This window comes from Hypericibacter terrae, assembly GCF_008728855.1.
GTDB classification, from domain to species: Bacteria; Pseudomonadota; Alphaproteobacteria; order Dongiales; family Dongiaceae; genus Hypericibacter; species Hypericibacter terrae.
The window spans coordinates 3,634,026-3,660,104 of sequence record NZ_CP042906.1 but is presented as its reverse complement, the minus strand read 5'-3'; the positions used below and the strand labels follow the sequence as shown (position 1 = coordinate 3,660,104).

Sequence of the window (26,079 nt, the reverse complement as noted above, 5' to 3'; positions counted from 1 at the left end):
TTTCCTTTGCATAGTTACGGATCGGGGAGAGCGGGCAGGGGATCTCCAAAGAGGGGGCGGATGGGTTCCGCTTCACTGTCCGCCTCGGGCAGCTGGTTCAGGACCTTTGCAAGGGCGACGTGTTTGCTCTCGCCGATACGGTCAAGGGATTCGTTGGTGACCTTGTTGTCGGTGAGAAATTGGCGAGCCACGTTGATCATGGCCGCCTTGTGGTCTTCCTTTTCGGGAGACTCCAGGGACTGGGCGATGGCTTCGGCTGTGGCCCTCCAGATACGCTCTAGGAGTGCCTCTCGGGCAGACCGGCCAGTTAAAGGGGCGTCGTTCCCTTGGCTGTTGCCAAGGCTGGTCCCTTGCCTTCCGGCAAGGCTGGTCGCGCCCTCCCCAGCCGGGGGTGGCGTTTCGGTCATGGTTTCGGTTTCCTATTGTTGGCGACCCGCCGTCTCAACGGCAGGTGCACGGAATGTGACAAGGCGGGGTAAGTGGCCTGTCCGATCGACAGGGCCAGGTGGGGGTGGAAAAGGACCGCTCCTGAGGGATTTCTTATCAGGGACGGTCTCTTTCCTTAGAACATGCGGACCAGAGAGCCGCCCGCCCTGTTATCAACCGTTCCTGAGGGATTTCTTATCAGGTGCGGTTGTTAAGCCGGCTCGCTAGAACGCCCTGACAAGGGACCGTCCGGCGATAACCCAGGGGACTTGTTGCAGGGCTGCGTCCCTTGCGCGCCTGAACGACTGACCAGGGATGCTGTCTAGTCCGGTCTCCTTGCGTAGCTGGCGGATGGATACCTCGCGGGTCCCTTCCGGTAGCCGACCAAGGAACTCCGCGATGGTGGCCGCGGTCGTGTTCTCCTTGGCGCCCCGGAAGGTGGCAGTTACCGACCGCCAGGGCTCGACCTTCACCCCAGGCATTACCTCCCTGAGGGTCTCGACAATCACCGGGTCAGCGTGCATGAGCCACAGCGTCATTGCTTCGGCATAGCCATTGACTGCTGTCCGGCAGGATCCCCGAGACGCCGCTTGATAGGCACAGTGCGCGGCCTCGGTCTGGATCAAGGCGCGGATGCGGTCGTTGTCGATGTTGACCCGGATGTTGCGGGTCTCCCCGACAAAAGCTGCGGCCACGTCTTCCTCTGCCCTCAGGAGCACACCAGCAAGGATCACATGCTTGCAATGGGAGTAGTGATTGCTGCTGGTCTCCTGGCCCCAGGTCAGGACGGTGATACGGTCCCGCTGCGCTCCGCTGTGGTCTGTGACCTTCGCGGCCGTGTCGATCCCGGCATCTTCCAAATCCGACAGGAGCACTGAAGCCATAGACCGCTTGTCCCTGGGTCGTGGCTTGTAGGTGAAGACTAGGGCCGCTTCGTGCTCGGGGATGTTGCGGATCACCTCGACTAACTCCCGAGAGACCGAGCGTTCATCGCCTCGCTTGGTCTTGAGCAGGTCGCGGGTCATCTCGGTTCGGCTTCCCGACCGCTTCATGTACTTGATGGTCGTTCGGTCAAAGCGCTTGATGCGAGAGAGGTTGATCCCGAGACCGGCAATGAGGGGGTGGTCTCGCTCCGCATCAATGACACCTTCAGTGGACCGAACAAGTTCACGGATGGGGTGAGATGCGTCCAGAATGACGATGTTCTCAATGTCGTCGGGAACGGCCAGCCGATACGAGAGGACACCGCCTAGCTTGGTGGGAATGTAGCGGATGGGCTCATTCACATAGTCGAGTAAGCGGGCGACGGTCTCGTATCGGCTCCCGATCAAGCCGCGGAATTTCTCCATGTAGTCGGCTGACAGGTTCGGGAAGCGAAAGACCGCTTCTTGTTCGCCATTCTCCTGTAACTCCTCCATCTTGGCGTGACAAAGACCAATGCAACTGTCGAGGTAGTCGGCAAGGTCTGCCATCTCCGGCTTGTATCGGGCGACACGCTGGAGGGCGCCCGCATCTTCATCAAGACTGCACAACGCCACGCCGCTGCTGTCCGAGACGAATAGGCTTTCGTCCCAGATCAGCAGATCACGGCGCATGTAGTCGGCAACGGCGCCATTCTGTCCGCGGACACGAGCGTGGCTCACTAAGAGGATTGGGCGGTCGTGTCCCTCTGACGGCTCGCTTGCGTAGTCGTCCTTGGCAACCTCACCGGCTGCGATCTTGGCGGCAATCTTGGGGTCATAGCGCTTGCTGTGGATCAACCCGACATGTTCGGGGCTGACACCTTCCGCGATCATGGCGCGCTTCAACTCGCACAGCGCCTCGACCTTGGAGGCAGACACGGCAATGGTCTTGTTGCCGATCAGGTGTTGCACGTCTTCCATGGCCGCGCACAGGGCGACAATGGCAGTGGTCTTGCCCATGCCTGTCGGTAGTCCGAAGGCGAGGCGCCCGCGGTCGGTGCCTTCTAGGCGGGCGACCATGGACACGATAAGTGCCCACAGAGCGTTGTGGTGTTCCGAGCTCAGGCGGTTGCCGTGGCGCTCGAGGATGGACCGAAGGCGCCACATTGCGGTGACGCGAAGGTGTTCCCAGGCGTTGTCAGCGGTGGGGATAGCCAAGGGGCTACGCATTGGGCGGGTCTAGGCTCCTCTGTTCTGCAGTGGTGTCGTGGTCAGTGGACGTGCTTCATGAGCGCCGCCACTTCGGCCGCTTCCTCCTCCGGGCTCTCCGCAGCGTCGAGACGGGCCATGAGCACCTCAAGCGCGCGGCGAACGATGATCGAGGCTGAGACCGCCCGGCCACCGATGCGTGCCAGCCGGGTCCGCGCGGCGACCAAGGCAATGTCGGCCGCAGGGTCGAGAGTGAAGTGATGGATGGTGTAGTTGCGGGTGCGCTTCCGCGAACCGATGCGGGCAGCGTTGCAGCTGATAGTCAGAGGGTTGTCCATGGGTGGTCCTTGAGTGGGGTTTGAGGTGGGCGTGAAGGTCCGGCCCTGGCTGTCGCCAAGGTCGCCTTGTCGGATTAGGAAAAAGGGGGAGACGGCCGCAGGGAGGGCCGTCCTGGGGTCGGGGAATCAAAGAGCGAAACGAGCGGCCAACTTTCGGCCGAAACGGGCCGCCGCCGGTTTGTCTATGGTCGAGGGTGCAAGGTAATGCGTGGCGCCTTCCTTCAGTCAAAGGTGCGCCCTAATCGCCGCCTCGCCGCAACACGCGCCGCAACACCGGCCGGAAACTGGCGGGATCACCGGAGGCGCAGGGGATTTGTGATCCCTTGGAGGACGGCGCAGCCTCGGTCGGTCTGGCTGCATCAAGAGTGTTGTCTATTCATCGGGTAACCAGCGTCCGACGTGTCCTAGTCGAAGGTGGGCCCGATTCGAGTCCCTCCAGCGCCCACAGCGGGCCCACCAGAAGGGAGAAGGGCGGCCCCCTGCCGAGAACCGCCCCCACCCAAGACACCCGCCAGTGGACTCGCTAATGGACTCCTAGGCGGCCCTCTCGGCTGCCAGCTTCTTGGCCGGTGTCCAGATCACGCCGAGCCGACCGGCCCACAGCAGCCACTCGCCGCGCTCCCACTCACGGGACAGGAACGGGCCCGACCGAGGCTGGGCGCGCTGCCCAACGAACACGGCGCCGAGGAATGGGAGCTTGAGGTAGACGGAACGCTTGAACATGGCGTGACCCTCCTGTGGTTGGTCGGTCGCTCTCGGAGGAGCGAGGGTCTCTTACTTGATTCATCGAGAGTCGCCTGTCAACGAAACCACTAGTGGATAGATGCGCGTTCCAAAAACCCTCGCGCACTGCTCCCACGCAAGCGCTTGAATGGACTCATTTTCCGCGTGTCTGTTTTTGGTGTTCGTAAAACACTTGATTATGGAACGAAATCAGCTAGGTTTTGGATGATCAAAGGGGGAGCAAGATGGATACTGACGACGCGGCCAACCGTTTCACCTGGGATCACCTCAACACGCTCCAACTTGGGAAGTTCGCCGAGTATTACACCAAGATGGAGATGTTGCGATGCGGCTGGGACATTTACACCGCCGAGGTAGATAACAAGGGGATCGACTTCGTGGTTCGCGTCAAGCCGTCCCGCTACCTCGATATCCAAGTGAAGTCCCTGCGGTGGCCCTCATCGAAATACGCCTTCATCCCTAAAACGAAGATAGAGTTGTCTCGACGCCACTATGTTGTGCTGGTCCTCTTTGAGGAGAACGCGGCGCCGTACCTATATGCCATTCCATCTCTGGTTTGGAGAAAGCCGGACAGGGTATTCGTTGAAAGGGATTATAAAGGTCTGTCATCGAAGCCTGAGTTTGGCATCTCTATTTCGAACAGGGACCGGGCTGCCCTTGAGAATTACAGGCTCCGGGGAGTCTTGAAATGACGAAGAGAGTTGCTTTGTACCTTCGGGTTTCCAGCAGCGGCCAGACAATCGAGAACCAAGAGCGTGAACTCGCGGCCGTAGCGCAGCGCCACGGCTGGGACGTTGTGCAGGTGTTCGCGGATGAAGGGATCAGCGGAGCCAAGGGCCGGGATCAGCGTCCGGGCTTTGATGCGCTCTGCAATGGAGTGGCCCGCCGGGACTTTGACATGGTGGCCGCGTGGTCGGTGGACCGTCTTGGTCGCTCGCTACAGGACCTAGTCGTGTTCCTCGGGGAGTTGCACGGCAAGCGCGTTGACCTGTACCTGCACCAACAGGGCTTGGACACGTCGACGCCGGCCGGCCGCGCCATGTTTCAGATGCTCGGAGTCTTCGCCGAGTTCGAGCGCGCCATGATCCGCGAGCGTGTCAACGCGGGACTGGCGCGCGCCAAGGCGCAAGGGAAGCGGCTCGGCCGGCCTCCGGTGGCAGACGCGAAGGCGGGCAAGGTGAGGGCTGCGAAGGATAAGGGACTTAGCGTCCGGCAGATCGCGGGCAAGTTCGGGATTGGAGTTGGCACGGTCCACCGCATCCTGTCTGCGGCGTAGTCTGGCGCTTCCCCGTTTCGCCCCGAGTGCTTAGCAGCGGCGCCACCAGGGCCACCACTGCGGGCGCCAGTAAGCGGCCAGCGGACGTTGAGGAAGGCTAGCCGTTGAACTCCCGTGCGCCATCCCACGCCATGCGCGAGCGACCCTGGCCACCCCACGGGGGTAGGCGCCGGCCCGATGCGCTCATATAGGCTCTGAGATTTTGGCGCCTGAACTTTGGGGCGCCACGGTAGGAGCGACTAAGGTTGTCGTTAGGGTTGCCCGATGGTTGGTCGAGGGGGCCAGGGGGTAACGCGCGCCTTCCTCTTTAATGATGGCCTTTCAGATTTTTGCGCCGAAATTTTCGGACAGCCTCGCCACAGCGTAGGTTTAGGAGTATCCTTTCCGACAACCAAAAGGGGCAATGCGGGCCGCGCGAAGATGGGGCTCTTTTCTCGACTTTTTAGAAAGCCACAGCGGGCGGATGCCAGCGAGCCGAAAATGGCAAAGCTGAGACACCATCGAGCGCTTGACCAACTCCGTCCAGCGTTTCAGGACTGGCAAGCTCGCCTAATTGCCAATGGAGGAGCGATCCGCTTCTCGACGTATTTCACGAAAGGCAAGAGCGAGATGAGTGACACCCCGCGCGAGAGGATGGCGAGGTTGATCGTCGTCGCCCTTTTTGGGAGTTCCGCGCTGCTATTGAGCGGCTGCGGCCCCCTGTTCTGGTTTACCTTCAAGCGTCTCAACTAGAAGGGAAAGCCCGATGCCACCTACCGATCTCTGGGAGCACAAGATTGTGCCCTTTACGGACGACGAGACCCGCTTCAACCAGTTGGGGCGCGAGGGCTGGGAACTGGTGACGGTCAGCGGCAGCATGGCCTACTTCAAGCGCCGTCTCTCCGGCAGGCTTCTCGCCGCCCTTGCGCACCCGATCCCGACCACGGGTATCGCCATCGACGACAGCGACCTGGACAAATTTTCCCGGGGTTAAACCACCGTCCCACCGGCCGCGTCCCAGGTGTCGCTGGCGGCCTTGAAATGCGCCTGTATCGCGGCGTTGATCTTCCGACTTATAGGGAGGCACCTTGTCCAATTTTCGTTTTCCCGCTGTAGTGATAGAAAAGCCTCAGGCGTTGCCGTTTGTAAGCGCCAATCTCGACGCGCGAAAACTGCTGGAGCGCCCCGAGCTCGCTGCCCACATTGCGCTCAGCGCCGCGATACGCCGCTAAAGCGGATGCTCGAAACGTCGCCGAAGTGCTAGAGATCCAGCTCTAGCGGTTGTGCCCGTCTCAAGTGCAGAGAATGGCCCAAGCATTCTTGTGCTTTTTGAGGAGCGCCCGTTCTTCGTCGAGGAGGGGATCGGCTCGGCGCTCTCCTAGGCTGCGTTCGAGATATACCCAGATTTTGCTAGGCTTTCTAGCGTCGCCATCCAACTTGCGCTTTCTGTGGTACCGATTCAGATTCAACTGCGCAGCTTGCTCAGCTTCCTTTACTGGCAAGACAACGCAGCAGTAGCAATTGGGCGCGCGCACCGCAACGAGCGCGACAGTGTCGGCCGTGTAGAAGCTCGCATGGCGATTGAACATCGGTTCAGTGCCATCGATATTTGCGACAGTGCAGTGTCCATACTGTATCCGCCACCGCTCTTTCTCTAAATTCGTCGCACCCTTGACTTGGATCTGCCAGACCCGCCCATGCCCGGCGGCCAGGAGATCTGCATTTGCAGCTAGGCCATAGGTGTTCAAGTCAGTTACACGAAACCCGCGAGCTTCAAGTTCGTTGGCTACAATGCGTTCAGCAATTTTGCCCACGTTCTGTTTGCTGATTGAGCCGAGATTGATATCTTCCATCATGGCTTTTCCCCCGGCAGACTTTTGAAAGGGTCAATGATCTAAGCGCGGAGACAAGGATATACGTGTAAGCACGCGGAAGGGTTCTGGACGTTAAGCATCCGCTGGCAGCTTGATCGCTCTCACGCCGCCACAAGTTGCTCGTTACTCGGCCCCTTAGAATACCTCCCAAGGCCCTCTCCAGGCCGCTTATGTCCGATCACGGAGTCTGCCACCCAAGGCATTACCTCAGCGTGTTCCATGAGGGTCCGCGCGCGGTGGCGCTTAGGCGGCGTTGGGGATGAGCGGAGTTGCTTGAGACCTAGCGCCAATTCTCGATGTCCTGAACTTCCGCCGGGTACCTGTCTCGTAGGTGCATAAATGGCCCAGCGTGCTCGCTGAACATTTTTGGAATGTTTCTGCATGTCGCCAGAAATGCGTTCGGGTTCTCATCATGTAGTTGCTGTGCAATAGCCACTGCTCGGTCCCGAACTTCCTTCACAATGGAGTTGATATCTCGGCCCTCTGCCGCTGCCGCCGCCATGAATATATTTGTAATTTTGTTCATCAATGACGCATTTTCTTTAATGTAATCGAGCGAAACGCCCTCATAGATGGGCTCATTCGCCATGTCTATGTTAGAGCATTTGTTCAGAATTGCCGCGTTTCCGAGAATATAGGCGTAGAGTACACCTGCGTCATGGGCAGTACCTCGTGTGAGTTCGGTAGCCCGCAAACTCCCGGGAAAAACAGAAGCTGCAATCACGATGAAGCCCGGCAGAATCACGCTGATTGCCAATACCATGGCCGTGAAGACAGATTTAAGCATCTCGCTCCCCTTGCTTCTGGTGTTTCTGCCTATTCTCATTAGCCCCTCCGATCCAGACATGCCTCAGATGTTCACGCGGTACCATTCAAGGCTTGAAAGAAACTTCTGGCCACTCAACCTTCGCAATTGCGTCCGCTAGCACCCTCAGCGGGAACTCATGAAGGTAAACAGTCTGACTCGTTCCTTCGCCTTCGTGCCCCGTTAATTCGTCAACGACTTCGCGCGGGACGCCCGCAGCAAACAGCTTCGTGGTTACGCCATGCCGGAATGAGTGATAGTCCAATCCCTTCTCATAGACACCGATGGCCCGCCGGTAGTTCGTCCACCACTTGGTGAAGTAGTAGCCGACCTTGTTATCCGGCCCGCCGGGCTTTAGCTCAGGGAACACGCGGTCGGTAGGGTTCGGCGCCACTTCGTCCAGATACGCCTGGAAGCCGAGATGCACTAGGACAGGGTGCAGCGGCACGCGCCGTATAGACTGATCGTTCTTCACTTGTCGGCCGCCTTGGTCGTGGATGTCGAAGAACCAGATATCGCCTTCCCGCTTCACGTCCTCACGCCGAAGCTGCGCGAACTCCTCAAGCCTGTTGCCGTGATAGAGACCAAGGATGGGCAGCCAGAACTTATCGTCACGGATGATCTTGTCGCCCGGCTGAGCGCGAAAGCTCGGATGGCAACCGGTCCATACAGGAGACGCAAACAGCTTACGCAACGGCTCACCAGCCCAAACCTTACGCGCCTTGCCCTTGCCGCGCCCCTTGGTGGGAAAGTCGAAACCGTGCGCCGGGTTCTCACCGATGTATTGATCTCGTTTCTTGGCGTAGTCGAACAGCCGACCGAGCGCAGAGAAGTGGCGCTTGACGGTCTTCATCGTTAGCCGCTCAACCTCTATGCCTTGCGATTGCGTGATGATCTCCGGCAACGACAGGTCACGCCACCGCTTGTCCTTGGAGTAGAGCGCCGGGAGCTTTCGCAGCATGTCGAAGAAACCCGCCGTGTCCTTGCGTGTGTACGCTTGGAGGGGCTTGTCGCCGCACCATTCAACGAACAAACGGAACGTGGTCTCGCTTTGCGCCTTCGTCTGCCCGCGCCACCCTTCCTCTGTCACCATGTAGTCAATGAAGTTGGGAAGCGCTGCGGAGAGTAGGGGACCCGCCTCGCGTAGTGAGGGACCAGGCACGGCGGACGGCTCGGGTGCTGGCGCCAGTTGGCGACTGGTGTCGTCTAAAGCAAGCTCCGGATGTTGCCCCAAGATGCGCTGCCGCGCGGTCTCTAGCACTTTCAATTGAGCTTGCAGAACACTCAGCGCCAGCACGGGGCGTTGCTCTGCGGGCAACTCATGCTTTGCCAGAAGCCTGTCAACAGTCGCTGCAACGGATCTGACATCGCGCCGCGCCAGGGCTTCGGCTGTTTCTCCGATGAGGTGGTCAATGATGCTTAGATCGGCGTCAATCGGGTCTTCGCCGCTGAAGGTGACAAGCTGATACACCGGCTCTCCGGCCTTGGTACTCAGGTGCTGCTCAAAGTCAGCTTGAAGTGCAGTCTTGAGGTAGTCGCGCACGATGGCTTGAAGGTCAGCGGTCGGCTTCGTCGTATTGGTCGTCATGGTCTGCATCAACTCGTTGAACGCTTTGTCCAGTATCGCTGCTTGATGTTCGGCCTCTCGGTAGTTCGTGGTGCCGAGCGACAGCGCGATCTCCCCGCCGTGTGGTGATGGGAGGCGACGGCGATAGTAGTAGACACCGCGCTTCTTCGTTACGTGCGAACCCTCACCGTCGCCGTTGTCGTGGGAGCCGCTGTGGGAGCATTGTGGGAGCATGGACGAAAATCCCGGCTGGATTGACCAAAGCCGGTGTCAATTCGTCCAATGATTTCAATGTGTTTGTGCGAGGTGATGGCTGGGGGACTAGGATTCGAACCTAGACTAGCGGAGTCAGAGTCCGCGGTCCTACCGTTAGACGATCCCCCAGCAGAGGGGCCGCCGGAGACCGGCAAATTGGCCGGTCGGGCGGGGGCCGGCCTTCGGGGCCGGTCGAGGGCGAGACCATAATCAGGCGCCCTTAACGCTTCAACCTTTTCCTGAACCGGCGGTTCCGGCCGGATTGCCACAGGCAAAAGTGGTGCCAAACCGGGTCTTGGAACCGTCATGAACCGGTTAACCCTTTCGAGCCATTAGCGATTTTCGGCCGATTCCCGCGATTCGGGGGCTTGGCCGACGCGCCCGGCTCTGCGTAGGATGGGGCCGGGCCCCGGCCGACCGGCCGGCGCCTCCCAGGGATGGGCGCAAAGCAGCGGGTCAGGCGAAGGGAATCGGCGGCATCATGCAGCGGCCCGGCGGTGAAGGATCGGCGGAGGCGGCACTGGCCGCGAACGCTGACCTGGAAGGCTTGAGCCCGCCGGCTCTGGCGCTCGACGCCGGCTCGGTCCCGCCCGCCGGCCTGACGGTCACCACAGGCTTCGTCTCCAACGGCGCCGACCCGGTCGCCGGCCTTCGCGCCGACGGCGAGGCCGACCTCGACAACGAGGTCTATGCCGCGATCGATCTCGGCACCAACAATTGCCGGCTGCTGGTGGCGCGTGCGCGCGGCCGCGGCTTCCGCGTCATCGACGCCTTCTCGCGCATCGTGCGGCTGGGCGAGGGGCTCGGCGCCTGCGGCGCGCTCTCGCCCGAGGCCATGGACCGCACCCTCGAAGCGCTGAAGATCTGCGTCGACAAGATGAACCGCCGCGGCGTCACGCGGGCGCGCTCGGTCGCGACCGAGGCCTGCCGGCGCGCCGCCAACGGCGCCCAGTTCCTGGCGCGGGTGGAGAGCGAGACCGGCTTGCGGCTCGAGATCATCACGCCGCAGGAGGAGGCCGAGCTCGCCTTCCGCGGCTGCGCCCCCTTGCTGGCGCGCGAACCGCGCCGCGCCATCCTGTTCGATATCGGCGGCGGCTCGACCGAGGTCGGCTGGGTCGCGATCCGGCCCGGCCGCGGCATCGAGCTCCTGGCCTATCGCTCGCTGCCGCTGGGCGTGGTCAATCTGGCCGAGCGCCACGGCGCCCGGGCCTATTGCGAACGGACTTACGGCGCCATGGTCGACGAGATCGCGACCTCGCTCGAGCCGCTCGAGGCCGAATGCAACATCGCGGCCGAGGTGCGGCGGGGGCGGGTGCAGATGCTGGGCTCGTCCGGCACGGTCACGACCTTGGCCGGCATCGAGATGCAGCTGCAGCGCTATGACCGCTCGCGCGTCGACGGCTCCTATCTCGATTTCGGCTCGATCGGCGCGATCAGCCGGCGCCTCGCGGCGATGGATTGCGCGGAGCGCGCGCAGCAGCCCTGCATCGGCCGCGACCGCGCGGATCTGGTGGTCGCGGGCTGCGCCATCCTCGAAGGCATCTGCCGGCTCTGGCCGGTCGGGCGTCTCCGCGTCGCCGACCGGGGCCTGCGCGAGGGAATCCTGTTCGGGCTGATGTCGTCGGGAGCCTCACGCTTCGGGCATTGAGCGCGGACGCTGACTTCGTCAGCGAATCTTTCTTTCAGCAAGGCGTACCCCTCCCCCTACCCCCTCCCGCAAGGGGAAGGGGCGTGGTCCTTTTGTTTTTCTTCCTCGCTTGTTTTCATCGACGATGAAAGAGCGGGGTTTCGCATTTCTCTCGCCCCCTCCCCTTGCGGGAGGGGGTAGGGGGAGGGGTATATCAACCCCGCGATGTTCAAAGGCTGTTCCATGTCCAAGACCAAAGGCACCAAGTCTTCCGCCGGCAAATCCCTCTCCGACCCGAGCCTCACGGGCCGCAAGGAGAAGATCCGCGTCAAGACGGTGAACAAGCGCAGCACCTCCTCGGCGCGCTGGCTCGAGCGGCAGCTCAACGATCCTTATGTGGCCGAGGCGCAGAAGCGGGGGCTTCGCTCGCGCGCGGCCTTCAAGCTGATCGAGCTCGACGAGAAATACAAACTGCTGCGCAAGGGCCTGCGCGTGCTCGATCTGGGCGCCGCCCCCGGCGGCTGGAGCCAGGTCGCGGCCGAGCGCGTCGGGCCCAAGGGCCGCGTGCTGGCGGTCGACATCCTGGCGATGGATCCGCTGCCGGGCGTCACGGTGATGCAGCAGGATTTCATGGCCGACGAGGCGCCGGCCCGCATCCGCGCGGCGCTCGACGGTCCGGCCGACCTGGTCATGAGCGACATGGCCGCGCCGACCATCGGCCATACCCGCACCGACCATCTGCGCATCATGGCCATGGCCGAGACCGCCTATCAGTTCGCGGCCGAAGTGCTGGCGCCCGGCGGCACCTTCCTCTGCAAGCTGTTCCAGGGCGGCGCCACCAAGGACCTGCTCGATCTGCTCAAGCGGGATTTCGAGCAGGTGCGTCATGTGAAGCCGCCCGCGAGCCGCGCGGATTCGGCGGAGATCTACGTGGTGGCGACGGGGTTCCGGGGCGGGAAGGGGAGCTGACCGCGCGAGCGCGCCACCCCTCCCCCTACCCCCTAAGTTAATATGATCGCTTCGCTCTACTTCAAAGCTTCGAGCGAGATCTACGCCAACCACGCCCCCTCCCCTTGCGGGAGGGGCCGCCCTAAATCGCCAGCACCTTTTCCAGATGCGTCGCGACATCCTGGGGATTCAGATGGGTCAGGTCCTTATGGACCTCGCCGATGACATGCTCGCGGGCCTTGGGCGTCAGGGCCATGCGCAGCTCGCCGAGGGTCTGGGGCGGCGCCACCAGGACCAGGCGCTTGCACTCGCCCGACTCGATGGCGGCATCGAGTCGATGCGCCAGATGCTGGGCGAAGACCACTTTCTCGATCCGGTGATAGTCGGGCGTCTCGACGGAGTGATGGGCGGAGTAGCCGCTTTCATGGACGCGACCGGGCTTATCCGTCCCGAGGTCGCGGCTGGCGTGGAGCTCGGTCTTGAAAGTCATGCCCGGCACCAGGGTCAAGCGATGCCCCGGCCCGTTATAGCTGAGGATCGTGGCGCTCTTGCCATCGGCGACGAGGACCCAGGTTACGATCGGCTTCATAGGAATTCCTTTTCTCCGGAAGTGTGCGGCCAGCGGTGGGGCGGCGTCATGACGATGGCGTCGCGACCCCATGCCGACCCTGTTCTAGTTGGGGTCTTTATTCGGTTTTTACAGACTGGCTGCGAAATCGATTCCCGTCCCTGACCTGGATCAAGCGCCCTCGGGCCCCGCGCATGGCTGATGCGTCGAAAAGGCCCGGAAAACCGGGCTTTCAACGCTTGGCTTTGCAACTTCCTTGTGTATGATGGCGCGCCATTATTCAGGGACCGCTCGAGGGGCTCGCGACGTCGCACCCGCCCCCCGCCTCCCGGAGAGATGGCCATGAAAATCCGCGAGGCCCTGACTTTCGACGACGTGCTGCTACAGCCCGCCGCCTCCTCGGTGCTACCCACCAGCACCGATACCCGAACCCGCCTGACCCGCAACATCCAGCTCGGCATTCCCCTGATCTCGGCGGCGATGGATACCGTCACCGAGGGACGGCTCGCCATCGCCATGGCGCAGTCGGGCGGCATGGGCGTGATCCACAAGAACCTCAGCCCCGAGCTTCAGGCGGCCGAAGTCCGCAAGGTCAAGAAGTTCGAATCCGGCATGGTGGTGAATCCGCTCACCATCAATCCCGACGCCAAGCTGGCCGATGCGCTGGCGCTCATGGAGCAGCATCAGATCTCGGGCTTCCCCGTGGTCGAGCGCGGCTCGAACAAGCTGGTCGGCGTGCTGACCAACCGCGACGTGCGTTTCGCCAGCAACAAGAACCAGCCGGTGCGCGAGCTGATGACCAAGGACCGGCTCATCACCGTCAAGGAAGGGGTCGGCCATGACGAGGCCCGCCGCCTCCTGCATCAGCACCGGATCGAGAAGCTGCTGGTGGTCGACAACGAATATCGCTGCGTCGGCCTCATCACGGTCAAGGACATGGAGAAGGCCCAGGCCTATCCGAACGCCTGCAAGGACGAGAAGGGCCGCCTGCGCGCCGCGGCGGCGACCGGTGTGGGCGAGGACGGCCTGCGCCGCGCCGAGATCCTGCTCGATGCCGATGTCGATGTGATCGTGGTCGATACCGCCCATGGCCATTCGGCCGGCGTGCTCAAGGCGGTCGAGGCGGTGAAGCGGCTCTCCAATGCCTGCCAGGTGATCGCCGGCAATGTCGCGACCTCGGAAGGAGCGAAGGCCCTGATCGATGCCGGCGCGGACGCGATCAAGGTCGGCATCGGGCCGGGCTCGATCTGCACGACGCGCATCGTTGCCGGTGTCGGCGTGCCGCAGCTCACCGCCATCACCGACGCGGTCGAGGCGGCGAGAAAGCAGAACGTGCCGGTCATCGCCGACGGCGGCGTCAAATATTCGGGCGATCTCGCCAAGGCGATCGCAGCGGGTGCGGATTGCTGCATGATCGGCGCGCTCCTTGCCGGCACCGACGAGAGCCCCGGCGAGGTGTTCCTCTATCAGGGCCGCTCCTACAAATCCTATCGCGGCATGGGCTCGCTCGGCGCCATGGCGCGCGGCTCCGCCGACCGCTATTTCCAGCAGGAAGTGTCGAGCACGCTGAAGCTGGTGCCGGAGGGCGTCGAAGGCCGCGTCCCCTATAAGGGCCCCGTCGGCAACGTCATCCATCAGCTCGTCGGCGGCTTGCGCGCCGCCATGGGCTACACCGGCAACGGCACCGTCGCCGAGATGCAGCAGAACTGCCAGTTCCTGCGCATCACCAATGCGGGCTTGCGCGAAAGCCACGTGCACGACGTGCAGCTGACGCGGGAATCGCCGAACTACCGGCCGGATATGTGATCGCGGTAGTGAAGTCGCGCTCGCCGTCGACAGCATCGCCCATGTCACCCCTCCCCCTACCCCCTCCCGCAAGGGGAGGGGGCGTGATTCTTTTTTCTAGCCCTCCCCCCTTGCGGGGGAGGGTTAGGGAGGGGGGTGCGCTTCAAGGTGAAGCGATGTCGTCGATCATCCCTCTCGCTCGAAGCTTGGAAGTAGAGCGAAGCGATCGCATTAACTTGAGGGGTAGCCCCAGCCTCGGTGCTCGCCCATGACCCCCGGCGCCCGTCTCCAGGCCGCGATCGAGCTGCTGACCTCCATCCACGCCGGCACCGCGCCCGCCGATCGCGCGGCGCATGAGTTCTTTCGCGCGCGGCGCTACATCGGCGGCGGCGACCGGCGCGAGGTGCTGGGACTCACCTACGCGGTCCTGCGCGCCCGCGCGCGGCTCGACTGGGCGATCGCGCGCGCCTGGCCGGCCGACGCGCCCAAGAGCGAAGACACCGACCGCAACCGCGTCATTGCCGCCCTGGCCCTCCTCGAAGGCTGGGACGCCGATCGCATCGCCGGCAGTTTCGATGGCGGGCAGTATCGTCCCGCACCCATGACGCGCGAGGAGCGCACGCTGGCGCGGGCGCTCACGGGGCAACCGCTCGATCATCTCGACCAGCCGACCTGGGTCCGCTTCGAATATCCCGAATGGCTCGACGCGCCCCTGCGCGAAGCGCTGGGATCCGATTTCGAGGCCGAGATGCGGGCCTTGATGGACGAGGCCGCGACCGATATCCGCGTCAATGCGCTCAAGGCCGACCGCGAGGCCGCGATCCGCGCGCTCAAGGCCGAGAAGGTCGAGGCCCAGCCGACGCCGCTCTCGCCCTGGGGCCTGCGGGTCACCGGCCGGCCGCCGCTGGCGAGCCTCGAGATCTTCAAGTCGGGCGCCATCGAGGTGCAGGACGAGGGTTCGCAGCTGGTGGCGCTGCTGACCGGTGCGCGCCCAGGCCAGCGCGTGGTGGATTTCTGCGCCGGCGCCGGCGGCAAGACCCTGGCGCTCGCGGCGCAGATGAAGAACAAGGGTCATATCGTCGCCTGCGACGTGCTCGAGGGCCGCATCATGCGCGCCTCGACGCGGCTGCGGCGCGCCGGCGCGCATAATGTCGAGCGCCGCGCGCTGACCAGCGAACGCGATCCCTGGGTCAAGCGCCATGCCGCCGCCTTCGACCGGGTGCTGGTCGATGCGCCCTGCAGCGGCAGCGGCACCTGGCGGCGCAACCCGGACCAGAAATGGCGCCTGGCGCCCAACGACCTCGAGGAGCTGGTGGCGCTCCAGGCCAGCATCCTGCAGAGCGCCGCGCGCCTGGTGAAGCAGGGCGGGCGCCTCGTCTATGCCACCTGCGCGCTGCTGCCGGCCGAGAACGAGGGCCAGATCCGGCGCTTCCTCGAGATGCACGACAAGTTCCGCATCGTGCCGATCGCCGAGGTATGGGCGAGCGTCATCGGCGGGGAGTGTCCGGGGGACGGCGACTTTCTCAGACTCTCGCCGTCGCGCCATGGCACGGACGGATTCTTCGTGGCCGTGCTCGCGCGGAACACCTGAGTGGAAGCGGACGTCGCGTTCGCTCGGCGCCGCTACGCCGCCGCTTCCGTCAGCGCATCCTCGACGGCAGCCTGCAGCACGCGCGCGTCGATCGGCTTGGTGAGATAGCGGAAAAAACCGGCGGCCGTTCCCTTGGCGATGTCGCCGGGCAAGGCGGCCGCCGTGAGCGCGAGCACCGGAATATCGCGCGTCTCGGGCGCGTGGCGCAGCCGCGCAAGCAGATCGTAGCCGTTCAGGCCCGGCAGATTGATGTCGAGAATGATGACATCGGGCCGGTGCCTGATCGCTTTCTCGAGTCCCTCCTGGGCCGTCGAGGCGCTCAGAACGGTGAGGCCGGGCACAGCCGACAGGATCGCCTCGACCAGGCGGGCGCTCATCGCATTGTCCTCGACATAGAGCAGCGAACGCCCGGGGCCGGCCGTGAGGACCGGCGCGAGCCTGGCCTCGGAAACGGTTGCAACCGGGTGAGACACCGCGGCGAGCACGGGGAAGTCGATCCAGAAGCGGCTGCCGACACCGGGCCTGCTGCTGAATCCGATCTTGCCGCCCATCGCTTCCACCAGATAACGCGTCAGGGCGAGCCCGAGGCCCGTTCCCTCGATGGCGGTATGCTCCGCGCCCAGCCGCTGGAAAGGCTGGAAAAGCTCCCTCTGGCGCTCGGTCGGGATTCCTCTTCCGGTATCGGCCACCGCGATCTCTATCCGGTCATCGGGGGTCCGGCGCGCGTCCAGCGTCACGGTTCCACCGGGTCGGTTATATTTTATCGCGTTCGAGATCAGGTTCATCAGGCACTGATGCAACCGCAGCCGGTCGACGCCGACATCCGGGAGCCCGTTGGCCGGGCGCAGGATCAGCACTACGCGGGCCTTCTCCGCCAGCGACACCAGGCTGTTGTGAGCCAGCTCCATGGCGGCATGGACGCCGACCGCCTCGATCGAGAGATCGAGCCGCCCGGCCTCGATCTTCGAGAGATCGAGCACCTCGTTCACCAGGCTCAGGAGATGAGTGCCGCCGTCATGGATATAGCCAAGATACTCCCGCTGTTTCGGCGTCAGCGGGCCGGCCTGCTCTCCTTCGAGCAGCTGCACGAACCCGATGACCGCATTGAGGGGCGTCCGGAGCTCGTGGCTCATGTTCGAGAGGAACAGGGTCTTGGCGCGGCTGGCCTCCTGCTCGAGCTGCCGGGCCTGGAAGAGCTCGGCCTCGATCTGCCGTCTTTGCGTGATGTCGCGGATGACGCTCGAGACGTACAGGCCCTGCGGGGTGTGGAGCGGACTGAGGCTGATCTCGACCGGGAACTCGGTGCCGTCCTTGCGCAGGCCGTAGAGATCGTTCCCGGCACCCATGGGCCGCATCGTCGCATCGGTCGCGAAACGCGCGAGGTGCTGGCGGTGCCGTTCCGCCAGCCGCTTCGGCACCAATGTCTCCACCGCCTTTCCGAGAAGCTCGTCGCGGCGGTAGCCGAACACGTCTCCCACTCTTGCATTGACGAGCGCGATGATGCCGCTCGCATCGACGATCACCATCGCTTCCGGCGAGGACTCCACGATGCCGCGAAACTTCTGCTCGCTGCTCTCCAGGGTCCGCACCAGCGACTGGACTTTCGCGATCGTGGCGAGGAGGGCGCCGACAACCACCACATTGGCGGCGGCGACGAGGAGGAAGAATCCGATCCCGAGCGCATGCGAATAGGCAAGGCCCGGCGAATAGATGAAGGCCCAGGCCGAAAGGGCCGAAAGAACGACGGCCAGCCAGCCCGCCGCCATCCCGCAGACAAGGCTGGCGGCGATGACCGCGAGATAGAAGGTGACGAAGGAAGCGCCCTCGAGCCAGGCGCCAAGGACCAGCCGCAAGCCTGTCGCGAGGGCGACGAACGCCGCGGCCGCGAGATAGGCCATCAGGCTGCCGCGGCGAATCTGCGGGATGTCGAAGAAGAGCGTTTCGAGTGCAGGCATCGGCCTTGTCCGCCCCGAAAGGGCAATGCGCGATCCGCGAAAAATTGCGCCGAGGCAGCCTTACGATGCCTCGGCGCAAGTGTCAAACGACTGTCAAAAAAACAGTCTACTCAGCGGCCGTGCCGCCGCTTTGATCTGAATCAAGCCGGGCGCTGATGCGGCCGGGAACAAATCAACTCGTTCAACGAGTTGTAGTCTCTGCAAGTCGCGCAGGGCATTCATGCGCGAGACGGGAAACTTCGAGGGCGCGGCGGCCGGATTATTTTCTCATGAGGGCAGAGGATTCTCCGCCTTCGCCGACGTCCCCAGCAGCTCGTTCGCCGCCGTCGGCGCCAGGCGGAACCAGTCCACCTTGCGCGTGAACCACATGAAGGCGGCGAGGCTGGCGAACAGTCCGAGCGCGCCCGCGAGCAGCGACAGGTCCTCGAGCTGCAGCAGCACATAGAGATAGCCATAGAGCCCGGCGAGCACGCCGGCGCCGATCGCCCCTTTGCGCAGGCTCTGCGCGATATGGGCGAGATAGGCGCCGATGAGGCCCGTGGTCATGACCGCGGCGACGATATAGGCCGGCGTGAAGCCGATCACCTCGGAGAGGGCGAGCAGCAGGCAGAAGAACAGCGCCAGCGCCGCGCCGATGAGGAGATACTGCACCACATGCACGCGTTTGCCGCTGGCGAGCTCGATCACGAAGACGGTGCCGAACATCGCCGCCACGAACAGGAAGCCGAACTTCGCGGCCCGCTCGCTCACATGATAGAAATCGACCGGCTGGATCAGCGTCATGCCGACCGAGGATGCGCCCATCGCCGCGGCGATCCCGTTACGGTCGTTGTCATAGCTGGAATCGTAGCCCTGGTTGTTCGCGGGCGGGATCTCGGTCGCCTCGGTCCAATGCTGCGGGAAGCCGCGCGCGAGATAAGACAGCGTCCAATGCGCGGTGAAGCCGGTCTTGGTGACGTCGCGCTCGGCCGGCAGCGCGCCGCCGGTGAAGCCCGGATGCGGCCAGTCGCCGGTGAGAGTGAGCGAGGAGGTGGCGCCCACCGGCACGAGCTGCAGCCGGTCGGTGCCGCGCAAGGTGAGATCGATTGCGAAGGGCAGGGGATCGGTGTCGGCGAGCGAGAGGGTCGGCAGCGGCGCCTGCATGCCGGGCATGGCGGGGACGCTGCTGCCGGGCGTGAAGGCGACCGGCTGGCCCAGCCATTTCAGGCTCGGGTCGCTGTCGATGCCGGTGAGATCGCCCACGCCCATCAGCAGCACCGCCTGGTTCCACAGCATGGCGGTGGCGTCGGGTGGCACCGGCAGGGTCGAGGGCGGCGGGAACGTCCCGACCAGGCGGCCTTGCGCGCGATAGACCGGGATCTCGAACACCGCGCGATAGCGCATCTCGGTGGTGACGCTGATCTGGGCGTCGAGCGTCTGCGGCAGATAGAAGGCGTAGGACATGCGCTCGGGCTGGTTGGGCGTGGCCTTCACCTGGTAGGGCACCTTGAGGATCGGGCCCACCAAGGTCTGGGCGCCGCCCCATTCGGCGGCGATGCTGGATTCGACCTCCTGCTGCCGGTAGGAGCGCTCATTGATCAGGTCGCGCACCATCGAGAGCGGGATCAGCAGCAGCAGCGCGATCACCACGATGCCGGCGATATGAAGATTGAAGGCAAGCCGTCCGAGCCAGCCGGAAAGCCCGGGCAACTTGGGTGCGATGTCGGTCATGGAAGAGGTCCCCTGGAATGCGTTCGGTGGCGAACGCGGGACAGAGGACCGTGGCGTCATGGCGGGCGCAGGGTCGGATCGCGGCGGAATCGCGGCATTGCTGGGGCCTTCTTCACCTCGCCCCTTGACGGGGAGACCGGGGTTGGGGGGCTATCAGCGCCACGATGCACTTTTTGTTGTCATCGCCGGGCTTGACCCGGCGATCCAGGGCCCGGTGAGACTGGATGCCCGGATCAAGTCCACGGCTGTCCGGTTGGCGCCATTGAAGGAGAATCTCGTTGCTCTGCTTTCTTCCCCTCCCCCCTTGAGGGGGAGGCTGGGGTGGGGGTGGCCACAAACTCGATGTTCGCCAAGCTCGTGTGGCTCAAGGCTCCGTCATCATCGCGTTCTTCGATCACCCCCCCACCCTAACCTCCCCCTCAAGGGGGGAGGGGACAAGATGACGTGGTGAAAGGCAGAGACGTTGAAGGGGTGGACTCAGTTTCGGAGTCTCGTGACCCGAACGAGGCCAGATGCGCATTCTGCGTTCCAAGTCCGCGCTCTAAACAATCTCGGAGAAACCTCAACCGGACAGCCGTGGATCAAGTCCGGGCATGACAGAAGGGCGAAAGCGCGTTCCACGATCACCCCTCCCCCTACCCCCTCCCGCATGGGGAGGGGGCGTGGACCTCTTTCACCGTGACGGATAATTGCGAGGGCGTCAGCCCGAGCTCCGCTCAACCCCGTTTGACAGAACCCGCCGGCCCTTACATTTTGTTCCCCATGATCGATGAACTTCGGATCCGGCGCGCCGGCCCCGCGGATGCGCGCTCCATCGGGCGCGTCCATGTCGAGACCTGGCGCGCGACCTATGCGGGCATCGTGCCCGACCAGGTGCTGGTCGAGATGTCGGCCGACGGCAAGGCCTCGCAATGGCGGCGCATGCTGCTGCGGCCGCAGACCGGCGAGGTGGTGCTGGTGGCCGAGATGCCCCAGGCGGGCTTGGTCGGCTTCGCCTCCTGCGGGCGCGCCGACAGCGGCGCCCTCGGGATCGACGGCGAGATCCACACCCTCTATGTCCATCCCGACTGGCAGGAGCAGGGGATCGGAAGGCGCCTGCTCTGCTCCTCGCTGCGCTGGCTCAAGCGCAGCGGCCGGACCGGGGCCTTCCTCTGGGTGCTGTCGCAGAATCCCTCGCGCTTCTTCTACGAGGCCATGGGCGGCGAGCGCATCGGCGAGCGCGAGGAGAAGCTCTGGCAGGTGGCGCTGCCGGAGATCGCCTATGGCTGGCCCGACCTCTCCGTGCTGCCGCCGGCCTGCCGCGGCGACCGGACGCGCCGCGCCTGACCTGCGCGTGCCCAAACCTCCATGCATGATACACTCCCGCGCATGAGCATGAAGGGTCCCGTCCTCAAGAAATCCACCACCCGCCTGCGCGAAGCCGAGATCTTCGACGCCGACGCGATCGCCGAGATCCATGCCGAGGGCTGGCGGCGCTGCTATGCGGGTTTCCTGCCACCCGATGCGATCGCCGCGCGCGACGAGAACTGGCGCCGGCAGACCTGGCGCCGCAAGCTCGCCCGCGAGAAGAAGGGCTGCTTCGCCTTCGTGCTCGAGGCGGCCGACCGGGTGGTGGGCTTCGCCGCCGGCGGACCGGTGCGGCCGCATGAGGGCCCGATCGAGGGCGCCATCGACGGGCCGTCCGAGCGCAAATGCGCCGAGATCTACACCGTCTATCTGGCGCCAGACTGGCAGCGGAAGGGCTGGGGCCGGCGACTCGTGAGCGCGCTCGCCGCCCGCCTGGCGGCCGACGGCGCCGAACGGCTTCTGGTCTGGTGTTTCCAGGACAATCCCAACCGGCCCTTCTTCGCCCGGATCGGCGGCGAAATCATCGCGTCCGGACAAGTGCTTATGGCCGACTGCACGCCGCGGGAAACGGCCTATGGCTGGCGCGACATCCGCGCCCTCATCGCCGCTTGCGAGGCGGGGGCGAACCGGGAATGATGCGCGCCTTCCGCTGAAAGGGCGTCATGACCGATCGCATCCTGATCCTCGATTTCGGTTCCCAAGTCACCCAGCTCATAGCGCGGCGCGTGCGCGAGGCGGGGGTCTATTGCGAGATCCTCCCCTTCAACGCCGCCCCGGAGCGCATCAAGAACTTCAAGCCCAAGGGCGTGATCCTGTCGGGCGGCCCGGCCTCGATCTATGAGGGCGACGCGCCCAAGGCGCCGCACGAGGCCTTCGAGCTCGGCACGCCGGTGCTGGGCATCTGCTATGGCGAGCAGGCGATCTGCGAGCAGCTCGGCGGCAAGGTCGAGCGCGGCGAGGCCCGCGAGTTCGGCCGCGCGGTGATCGAGATCAAGGAGCCTTGCGACCTGTTCGAGGGCCTCTGGAATCCGGGCGAGCGGCACCAGGTCTGGATGAGCCACGGCGACAAGGTGGTGAAGCTGCCGCCGGGCTTCCGCCCGGTGGCGGTCAGCGACGGCGCGCCCTTCGCCGCCATCGCCGACGACAGCCGCAAGATGTATGGCGTGCAGTTCCATCCCGAGGTGGTGCATACCCCCGACGGCGCCAAGCTGATCTCGAATTTCGTGCGCCGCGTCTCGGGCGCCAAAGGCGACTGGACCATGGCCGCCTTCCGCCAGCAGGCGGTCGAGGCGATCCGCAAGCAGGTCGGCAAGGGCCGCGTCATCTGCGGGCTTTCGGGCGGCGTGGATTCCTCGGTGGCGGCCGTGCTGATCCATGAGGCGATCGGCGAGCAGCTCACCTGCATCTTCGTCGATCACGGCCTGCTGCGCGAAGGCGAGGCGGAGCAGGTGGTCGAGCTCTTCCGCGGCCATTACAACATCCCGCTGGTGCATCGCGACGCCTCGCATCTGTTCCTGGGTGAGCTGGCGCTGCTCGAGGAGCCCGAGCTCAAGCGCAAGACCATCGGCCGACTCTTCATCGACGTGTTCGAGGAGGAGGCGAAGAAGATCGGCGGCGCCGATTTCCTGGCGCAGGGCACGCTCTATCCCGACGTGATCGAATCCGTCTCCTTCACCGGCGGCCCCAGCGTGACGATCAAGTCCCACCACAATGTGGGCGGCCTGCCGGAACGCATGCGCATGAAGCTGGTCGAGCCGCTGCGCGAGCTCTTCAAGGACGAGGTGCGCGCGCTGGGCCGCGAGCTGGGATTGCCGGAGCGCATGGTGCGCCGCCATCCCTTCCCGGGACCGGGTCTCGCCATCCGCGTGATGGGCGACATCGACAAGGAGAAGCTCGACATCCTGCGCAAGGCCGACGCGATCTATCTGCAGGAGATCGAGAATGCCGGCCTCTATGACGCAATCTGGCAGGCCTTCGCCGTGCTGCTGCCGGTGCGCACTGTGGGCGTGATGGGGGACGCCCGCACTTATGACCGCGTCTGCGCCTTGCGCGCCGTCACCTCGACCGACGGCATGACCGCCGACTTCTTCCCCTTCCCGATGGACTTCCTCGGCCGCGTCTCGACCCGCATCGTCAACGAGGTGCGCGGCATCAACCGCGTGGTCTATGACGTTACCTCGAAGCCGCCGGGGACGATCGAATGGGAGTGAAGGAAAGTAATTTAGGATAGTCTAGGAGATCATAGAATACCTTGGCGTCGCATTGCTTTCCGATTGTCTTCGATTGGCAGCGCGATGCGCGAATAGACGTCGCAAGCAGATCCCGCTGCACCAAGATCTCGATTTCCCGGGCTACCTTCACGTCTCGCATGCCGCATGCGGCCTGAAAAAACCGGTTGCGGCTTCACGGAGCCGCAGCCGAATATCCCGTGGTGCATGGAGCGGCGTCCGTCACATCGATCAAAGGGCTTCCACGTCATCGGAAGCGCGACGGCCGCTCAATGAGATCAATCATATGGGCGGCGGCATGTATGGTCAGTGGATGAAGGGTAAAGCCTGGCCTCGGCGAGATGTATCCGGCCATTTCGCGCGCGAGTTCGAGCTGCTGATTCGATGCCGTGGCGAGCAACGCAATCAGCAAATTCTCCAGCGCGATAACCCGGACACGCAGCGCCACCAGATCAGCATTGCTCATGTTTGGAGTTGGGATTTGTTGTTCGTCAGCGGTCGGAGCCATCACGGGACCGGCGGCTCCGCCTTCGTTATCCCATCTCGATAACGCCTGTTGACGCTGATTGAAGTCACCTGACTTCTGACGGGGCATCGCAACTCCTTTCAATATTCGTGTCGGCGCATATATCCATCGGTGAATAGCCAGAACTGGCGATGGTCGCTTCGCTCAGCTTCCCGATACCCGACCCCGGACATGTAATCGCGAAGCAACTCATCCTGGTTCTCTGACTCCGAAAGCAGAGCCTGCAAGGCTTCCCGCGCATAGGTGATGCCGAGTGGCCGGTGTGCTTCGTCAAGGATCGGAACACGTTGCAGACCTCGTTCCCTCATCACCGAACACACGTCGAGCAATGTCTCGTGTGTCCGGCAATAGGTGACATTGCGGGTCATGATGCTATCCACCCTGGCCGTGCAGCCGGCGCCCGTGCAGCCACCGATCTGGCCGACGATGTCGGTCTTTGTCAAAACACCGACCATGTCGCCATGATTGCACACAACGATGAGGTCGGTATGCGGCTTAGACATGAGCGCGGCCGCGTCCCTGACCGGTGCTCCTGCTTCGATCAAGGCCAGACGTTCGATCGCGCAAGGCAATATATCCTCGACGATCATCGTTTCAGCTCCCGCATCCTCTTGTCGCCGGTCAAGCCTCTTTGCCACGACCGGCGCTCCCACGAACGATCAAATCGGCATCCGGTAGCCGTAAAATTCGTGGTCCTCATTGTAGCCGCCCTGGCCGGCGCCGAGATCGGCAAAGTCCGCCACGAACTCGATCGCTACGACCCATTTGACCATCTTGAAGCCGAGTTCGTTCTCGCAACGCAGCCGCAACGGCGCGCCATGCAGAACGCTGACAGGCGCCCCGTTCATCTCGTAGGCGAGGATTGTCAGTTCGTGCCTCATGTTCTCGATTTTATGGACGTCGTAATAACGGCCGCCATCGGCCCCGTCGGCCAGAGAGTAGAACACGGCATAGCGGGCTTCGGGAGTCGGCTTCACCAAGGCGAGAATATCGCTCATGGGAACCCCACCCCATTCGGCGACGCCGGACCAGCCCTGAATGCAGAAATGCGTCGTGATCTGCTCCTGCTTCGCCATCGCCTTGATATCTGCGAGGGAGAACTCCTGTGGTGCCTCGACGAGGCCGCTGATCCGGAGCCGGTATCTGGCGAAGTTCTCCGCCAAGAAATCCTCGAATTCTTTCGAGTTAGGCATCGTGCCGTTCGGCCAGAAATACGGCGAGATGTCCTTCTTGGTTAGCTGCGAGTGCGGGTCCCAACCTTCGGCCAGCCCCATGAGCCAGCCGATCATGAACGCTCCCGAGCGCTGCACGAGATGCGCGTAGCGGATGGTGAGAGGCGAGACGGCGAGCCAGGCGACAAACATGATGGCCATCGCAAGGAGGAAGAGTGGGAACCCTGTCCAGGAGGCGTCATCGACGCCGCCGAACATGTGATTGGTGTTCTGCCGGATGCCGGTGACGAACACCATGGCGCCATGCGCCAGGATGAAGCCGACGAACCACGCGAACGAAATGAAGTGAACCGACCGCATCGCCTGCCGGTTGAACAGCCGGCCAAACCAGCCAAGCGCATTGGAGATCGCCGGGCTCTGCATCAACCCGGTGACGATCGAGACGGGTGCCGCGACGAAGACGGTGACGAAGTAGCTGAACTGCTGGAGGCCGTTGTAGCGGGTCCAGCCTTCATCGACCGGGAAGTTCAGCGAGGCGTATTGGATCGCTGTTGAGAGCGTTGCGGGAAAAACCTCCCAGGTCAGCGGCACCAGCCGGTGCCACTGGTCGGTCGAAAACAGCAGCGCATAAAACGCAATGCCGTTGATCAGCCACAACAGGTTGATCGAGAAGTGCCACCAGCGCGACAGCCCGAGCGTATGGCGCAATCCGGGAATCCCGAGCCACGTCGGCAGTGTGACGGAATCATCCTTGGCAGTCCAGATGCGGCCCTTCGGTACCGGCACCTGGAACCGGAACCAATCGCTCCCCGGAGTGCAGTCGCGGCCCCAATAGAGCCGTGGATGGTCGGCCAGAATTTGCAGGCCGGCCCGCATGATGAACAGCATGAAGAACATGTTCAGGAAGTGCTGGAGCTGTAGCCACCACGGAAAGCCCGTGTCGACCGGCGGCGCCGATTGCGCGATGCCGGGATGGTTTTGAATAAAGGCCGCGACGCTTGGCAGTTCGCGCAGGCTTTGCGCCAGCGCGATCAGGCAGAGCAGCGCCGCTGCTCCGACCGGCAGCACCCACAAGGTATTGATCCAGCGGCTCCCAATCCGGATGCGCGGAAAAATTCCCTGTTGCGGCGGCATCCAGTGATTGAGACGGATGCGATCGTCCGCATCGCTAAGACTGGCACGAAGCGGTTCGGGCGAGGGAGGCTGGGAAGTCGTGGGCATCGGGCGATCGCTTTCTGTCATCGATC

General features: G+C 63.7%; 24 protein-coding genes and 1 tRNA gene. 11 read left to right on the top strand and 14 right to left on the bottom strand.

Annotated elements, in window-relative coordinates; genetic code table 11:
- Window positions 1-14: 14 nt before the first annotated feature.
- The 4 genes from FRZ44_RS16665 to FRZ44_RS16650 all read right to left on the bottom strand — a co-directional run bounded on the left by FRZ44_RS16665 (window position 15) and on the right by FRZ44_RS16650 (window position 3,598).
- A complete protein-coding gene (locus FRZ44_RS16665; protein ID WP_151178245.1) occupies window positions 15-407 on the bottom strand; it encodes a hypothetical protein in 393 nt (130 codons plus the stop codon).
- A gap of 243 nt (window positions 408-650) precedes the next feature.
- Window positions 651-2,558 (bottom strand): hypothetical protein, encoded by a 1,908-nt coding sequence (locus tag FRZ44_RS16660; protein WP_151178244.1) that lies wholly within the window; start codon window positions 2,556-2,558, stop codon window positions 651-653.
- 41 nt (window positions 2,559-2,599) lie between these two features.
- On the bottom strand, window positions 2,600-2,875 hold the full coding sequence (locus FRZ44_RS16655; protein ID WP_151177151.1) for a hypothetical protein: 276 nt from the start codon (window positions 2,873-2,875) through the stop codon (window positions 2,600-2,602).
- 534 nt (window positions 2,876-3,409) lie between these two features.
- On the bottom strand, window positions 3,410-3,598 hold the full coding sequence (locus tag FRZ44_RS16650; RefSeq protein WP_151178243.1) for a hypothetical protein: 189 nt from the start codon (window positions 3,596-3,598) through the stop codon (window positions 3,410-3,412).
- Between the two features lie 245 nt (window positions 3,599-3,843).
- Between FRZ44_RS16650 and FRZ44_RS16645 the strand changes: the two genes are divergently transcribed.
- From FRZ44_RS16645 to FRZ44_RS16630, 4 genes are all read left to right on the top strand, one after another.
- The gene (locus FRZ44_RS16645; RefSeq protein WP_151178242.1) at window positions 3,844-4,311 is read left to right on the top strand and encodes a DUF4365 domain-containing protein; all 468 of its coding nucleotides are present in this window, start codon (window positions 3,844-3,846) and stop codon (window positions 4,309-4,311) included.
- Window positions 4,308-4,895 carry a recombinase family protein gene (locus FRZ44_RS16640; RefSeq protein WP_151178241.1) on the top strand — a complete coding sequence of 196 codons (588 nt, stop codon included), beginning with the start codon at window positions 4,308-4,310 and terminating at the stop codon, window positions 4,893-4,895. Before FRZ44_RS16645 ends, FRZ44_RS16640 begins: the two co-directional genes overlap by 4 nt.
- Window positions 4,896-5,375: 480 nt before the next feature.
- Window positions 5,376-5,627, top strand: a complete 252-nt coding sequence (locus tag FRZ44_RS16635; RefSeq protein WP_151178240.1) for a hypothetical protein — start codon at window positions 5,376-5,378, stop codon at window positions 5,625-5,627.
- A gap of 13 nt (window positions 5,628-5,640) precedes the next feature.
- A complete protein-coding gene (locus FRZ44_RS16630; RefSeq protein WP_151178239.1) occupies window positions 5,641-5,868 on the top strand; it encodes a hypothetical protein in 228 nt (75 codons plus the stop codon).
- A gap of 298 nt (window positions 5,869-6,166) precedes the next feature.
- Here the strand turns inward: FRZ44_RS16630 and FRZ44_RS16625 are convergent, their stop codons facing one another.
- From FRZ44_RS16625 to FRZ44_RS16610, 4 genes are all read right to left on the bottom strand, one after another.
- Complete coding sequence (locus FRZ44_RS16625; protein WP_151178238.1) at window positions 6,167-6,730, bottom strand: hypothetical protein; 564 nt, start codon at window positions 6,728-6,730, stop codon at window positions 6,167-6,169.
- A gap of 298 nt (window positions 6,731-7,028) precedes the next feature.
- A complete protein-coding gene (locus FRZ44_RS16620) occupies window positions 7,029-7,535 on the bottom strand; it encodes a hypothetical protein (protein WP_151178237.1) in 507 nt (168 codons plus the stop codon).
- A gap of 85 nt (window positions 7,536-7,620) precedes the next feature.
- Window positions 7,621-9,354 (bottom strand): site-specific integrase, encoded by a 1,734-nt coding sequence (locus tag FRZ44_RS16615; RefSeq protein ID WP_151178236.1) that lies wholly within the window; start codon window positions 9,352-9,354, stop codon window positions 7,621-7,623.
- A gap of 76 nt (window positions 9,355-9,430) precedes the next feature.
- Window positions 9,431-9,504: transfer RNA gene (locus tag FRZ44_RS16610), tRNA-Gln, on the bottom strand.
- Between the two features lie 352 nt (window positions 9,505-9,856).
- Here FRZ44_RS16610 and FRZ44_RS16605 point away from each other — a divergent pair.
- Window positions 9,857-11,023, top strand: a complete 1,167-nt coding sequence (locus FRZ44_RS16605; protein ID WP_151178235.1) for a Ppx/GppA phosphatase family protein — start codon at window positions 9,857-9,859, stop codon at window positions 11,021-11,023.
- Between the two features lie 222 nt (window positions 11,024-11,245).
- Window positions 11,246-11,971, top strand: coding sequence for an RlmE family RNA methyltransferase (locus FRZ44_RS16600; protein WP_151178234.1), 726 nt, complete (start codon window positions 11,246-11,248; stop codon window positions 11,969-11,971).
- 121 nt (window positions 11,972-12,092) lie between these two features.
- Here FRZ44_RS16600 and FRZ44_RS16595 read toward each other — a convergent pair whose 3' ends face one another.
- Entirely contained in the window at window positions 12,093-12,539 is a 447-nt protein-coding gene (locus FRZ44_RS16595) for a host attachment protein (RefSeq protein ID WP_191908136.1), read from the bottom strand.
- Window positions 12,540-12,860: 321 nt separating this feature from the next.
- Between FRZ44_RS16595 and guaB the strand changes: the two genes are divergently transcribed.
- Together guaB and FRZ44_RS16585 are read left to right on the top strand one after the other, a co-directional pair.
- The gene (gene guaB / locus FRZ44_RS16590) at window positions 12,861-14,324 is read left to right on the top strand and encodes an IMP dehydrogenase (protein ID WP_151178232.1); all 1,464 of its coding nucleotides are present in this window, start codon (window positions 12,861-12,863) and stop codon (window positions 14,322-14,324) included.
- 247 nt (window positions 14,325-14,571) lie between these two features.
- Window positions 14,572-15,894, top strand: a complete 1,323-nt coding sequence (locus FRZ44_RS16585) for an RsmB/NOP family class I SAM-dependent RNA methyltransferase (protein ID WP_151178231.1) — start codon at window positions 14,572-14,574, stop codon at window positions 15,892-15,894.
- A 32-nt stretch (window positions 15,895-15,926) separates the two neighbouring features.
- On the opposite strand, the gene FRZ44_RS16580 is transcribed toward FRZ44_RS16585, so the two are convergent.
- Together FRZ44_RS16580 and creD are read right to left on the bottom strand one after the other, a co-directional pair.
- Window positions 15,927-17,849 carry a hybrid sensor histidine kinase/response regulator gene (locus tag FRZ44_RS16580; RefSeq protein WP_151178230.1) on the bottom strand — a complete coding sequence of 641 codons (1,923 nt, stop codon included), beginning with the start codon at window positions 17,847-17,849 and terminating at the stop codon, window positions 15,927-15,929.
- 267 nt (window positions 17,850-18,116) lie between these two features.
- Window positions 18,117-19,559, bottom strand: a complete 1,443-nt coding sequence (creD, locus tag FRZ44_RS16575; RefSeq protein WP_191908135.1) for a cell envelope integrity protein CreD — start codon at window positions 19,557-19,559, stop codon at window positions 18,117-18,119.
- A 762-nt stretch (window positions 19,560-20,321) separates the two neighbouring features.
- On the opposite strand from creD, the gene FRZ44_RS16570 reads away from it, so the two are divergent.
- From FRZ44_RS16570 to guaA, 3 genes are read left to right on the top strand one after another with little or no spacing between them, the layout of a single operon-like run.
- A complete protein-coding gene (locus FRZ44_RS16570) occupies window positions 20,322-20,885 on the top strand; it encodes a GNAT family N-acetyltransferase (protein ID WP_151178228.1) in 564 nt (187 codons plus the stop codon).
- 42 nt (window positions 20,886-20,927) lie between these two features.
- Entirely contained in the window at window positions 20,928-21,542 is a 615-nt protein-coding gene (locus FRZ44_RS16565; RefSeq protein WP_191908134.1) for a GNAT family N-acetyltransferase, read from the top strand.
- Window positions 21,543-21,568: 26 nt separating this feature from the next.
- Complete coding sequence (gene guaA / locus FRZ44_RS16560; RefSeq protein ID WP_151178226.1) at window positions 21,569-23,116, top strand: glutamine-hydrolyzing GMP synthase; 1,548 nt, start codon at window positions 21,569-21,571, stop codon at window positions 23,114-23,116.
- A gap of 265 nt (window positions 23,117-23,381) precedes the next feature.
- Here the strand turns inward: guaA and FRZ44_RS16555 are convergent, their stop codons facing one another.
- From FRZ44_RS16555 to FRZ44_RS16545, 3 genes are all read right to left on the bottom strand, one after another.
- Window positions 23,382-23,729 carry a hypothetical protein gene (locus tag FRZ44_RS16555; RefSeq protein ID WP_151178225.1) on the bottom strand — a complete coding sequence of 116 codons (348 nt, stop codon included), beginning with the start codon at window positions 23,727-23,729 and terminating at the stop codon, window positions 23,382-23,384.
- A gap of 11 nt (window positions 23,730-23,740) precedes the next feature.
- Window positions 23,741-24,250 carry a CBS domain-containing protein gene (locus tag FRZ44_RS16550; RefSeq protein WP_151178224.1) on the bottom strand — a complete coding sequence of 170 codons (510 nt, stop codon included), beginning with the start codon at window positions 24,248-24,250 and terminating at the stop codon, window positions 23,741-23,743.
- A 69-nt stretch (window positions 24,251-24,319) separates the two neighbouring features.
- Window positions 24,320-26,074 carry a molybdopterin-dependent oxidoreductase gene (locus tag FRZ44_RS16545; RefSeq protein ID WP_225308298.1) on the bottom strand — a complete coding sequence of 585 codons (1,755 nt, stop codon included), beginning with the start codon at window positions 26,072-26,074 and terminating at the stop codon, window positions 24,320-24,322.
- Between the last annotated feature and the right edge of the window lie 5 nt (window positions 26,075-26,079).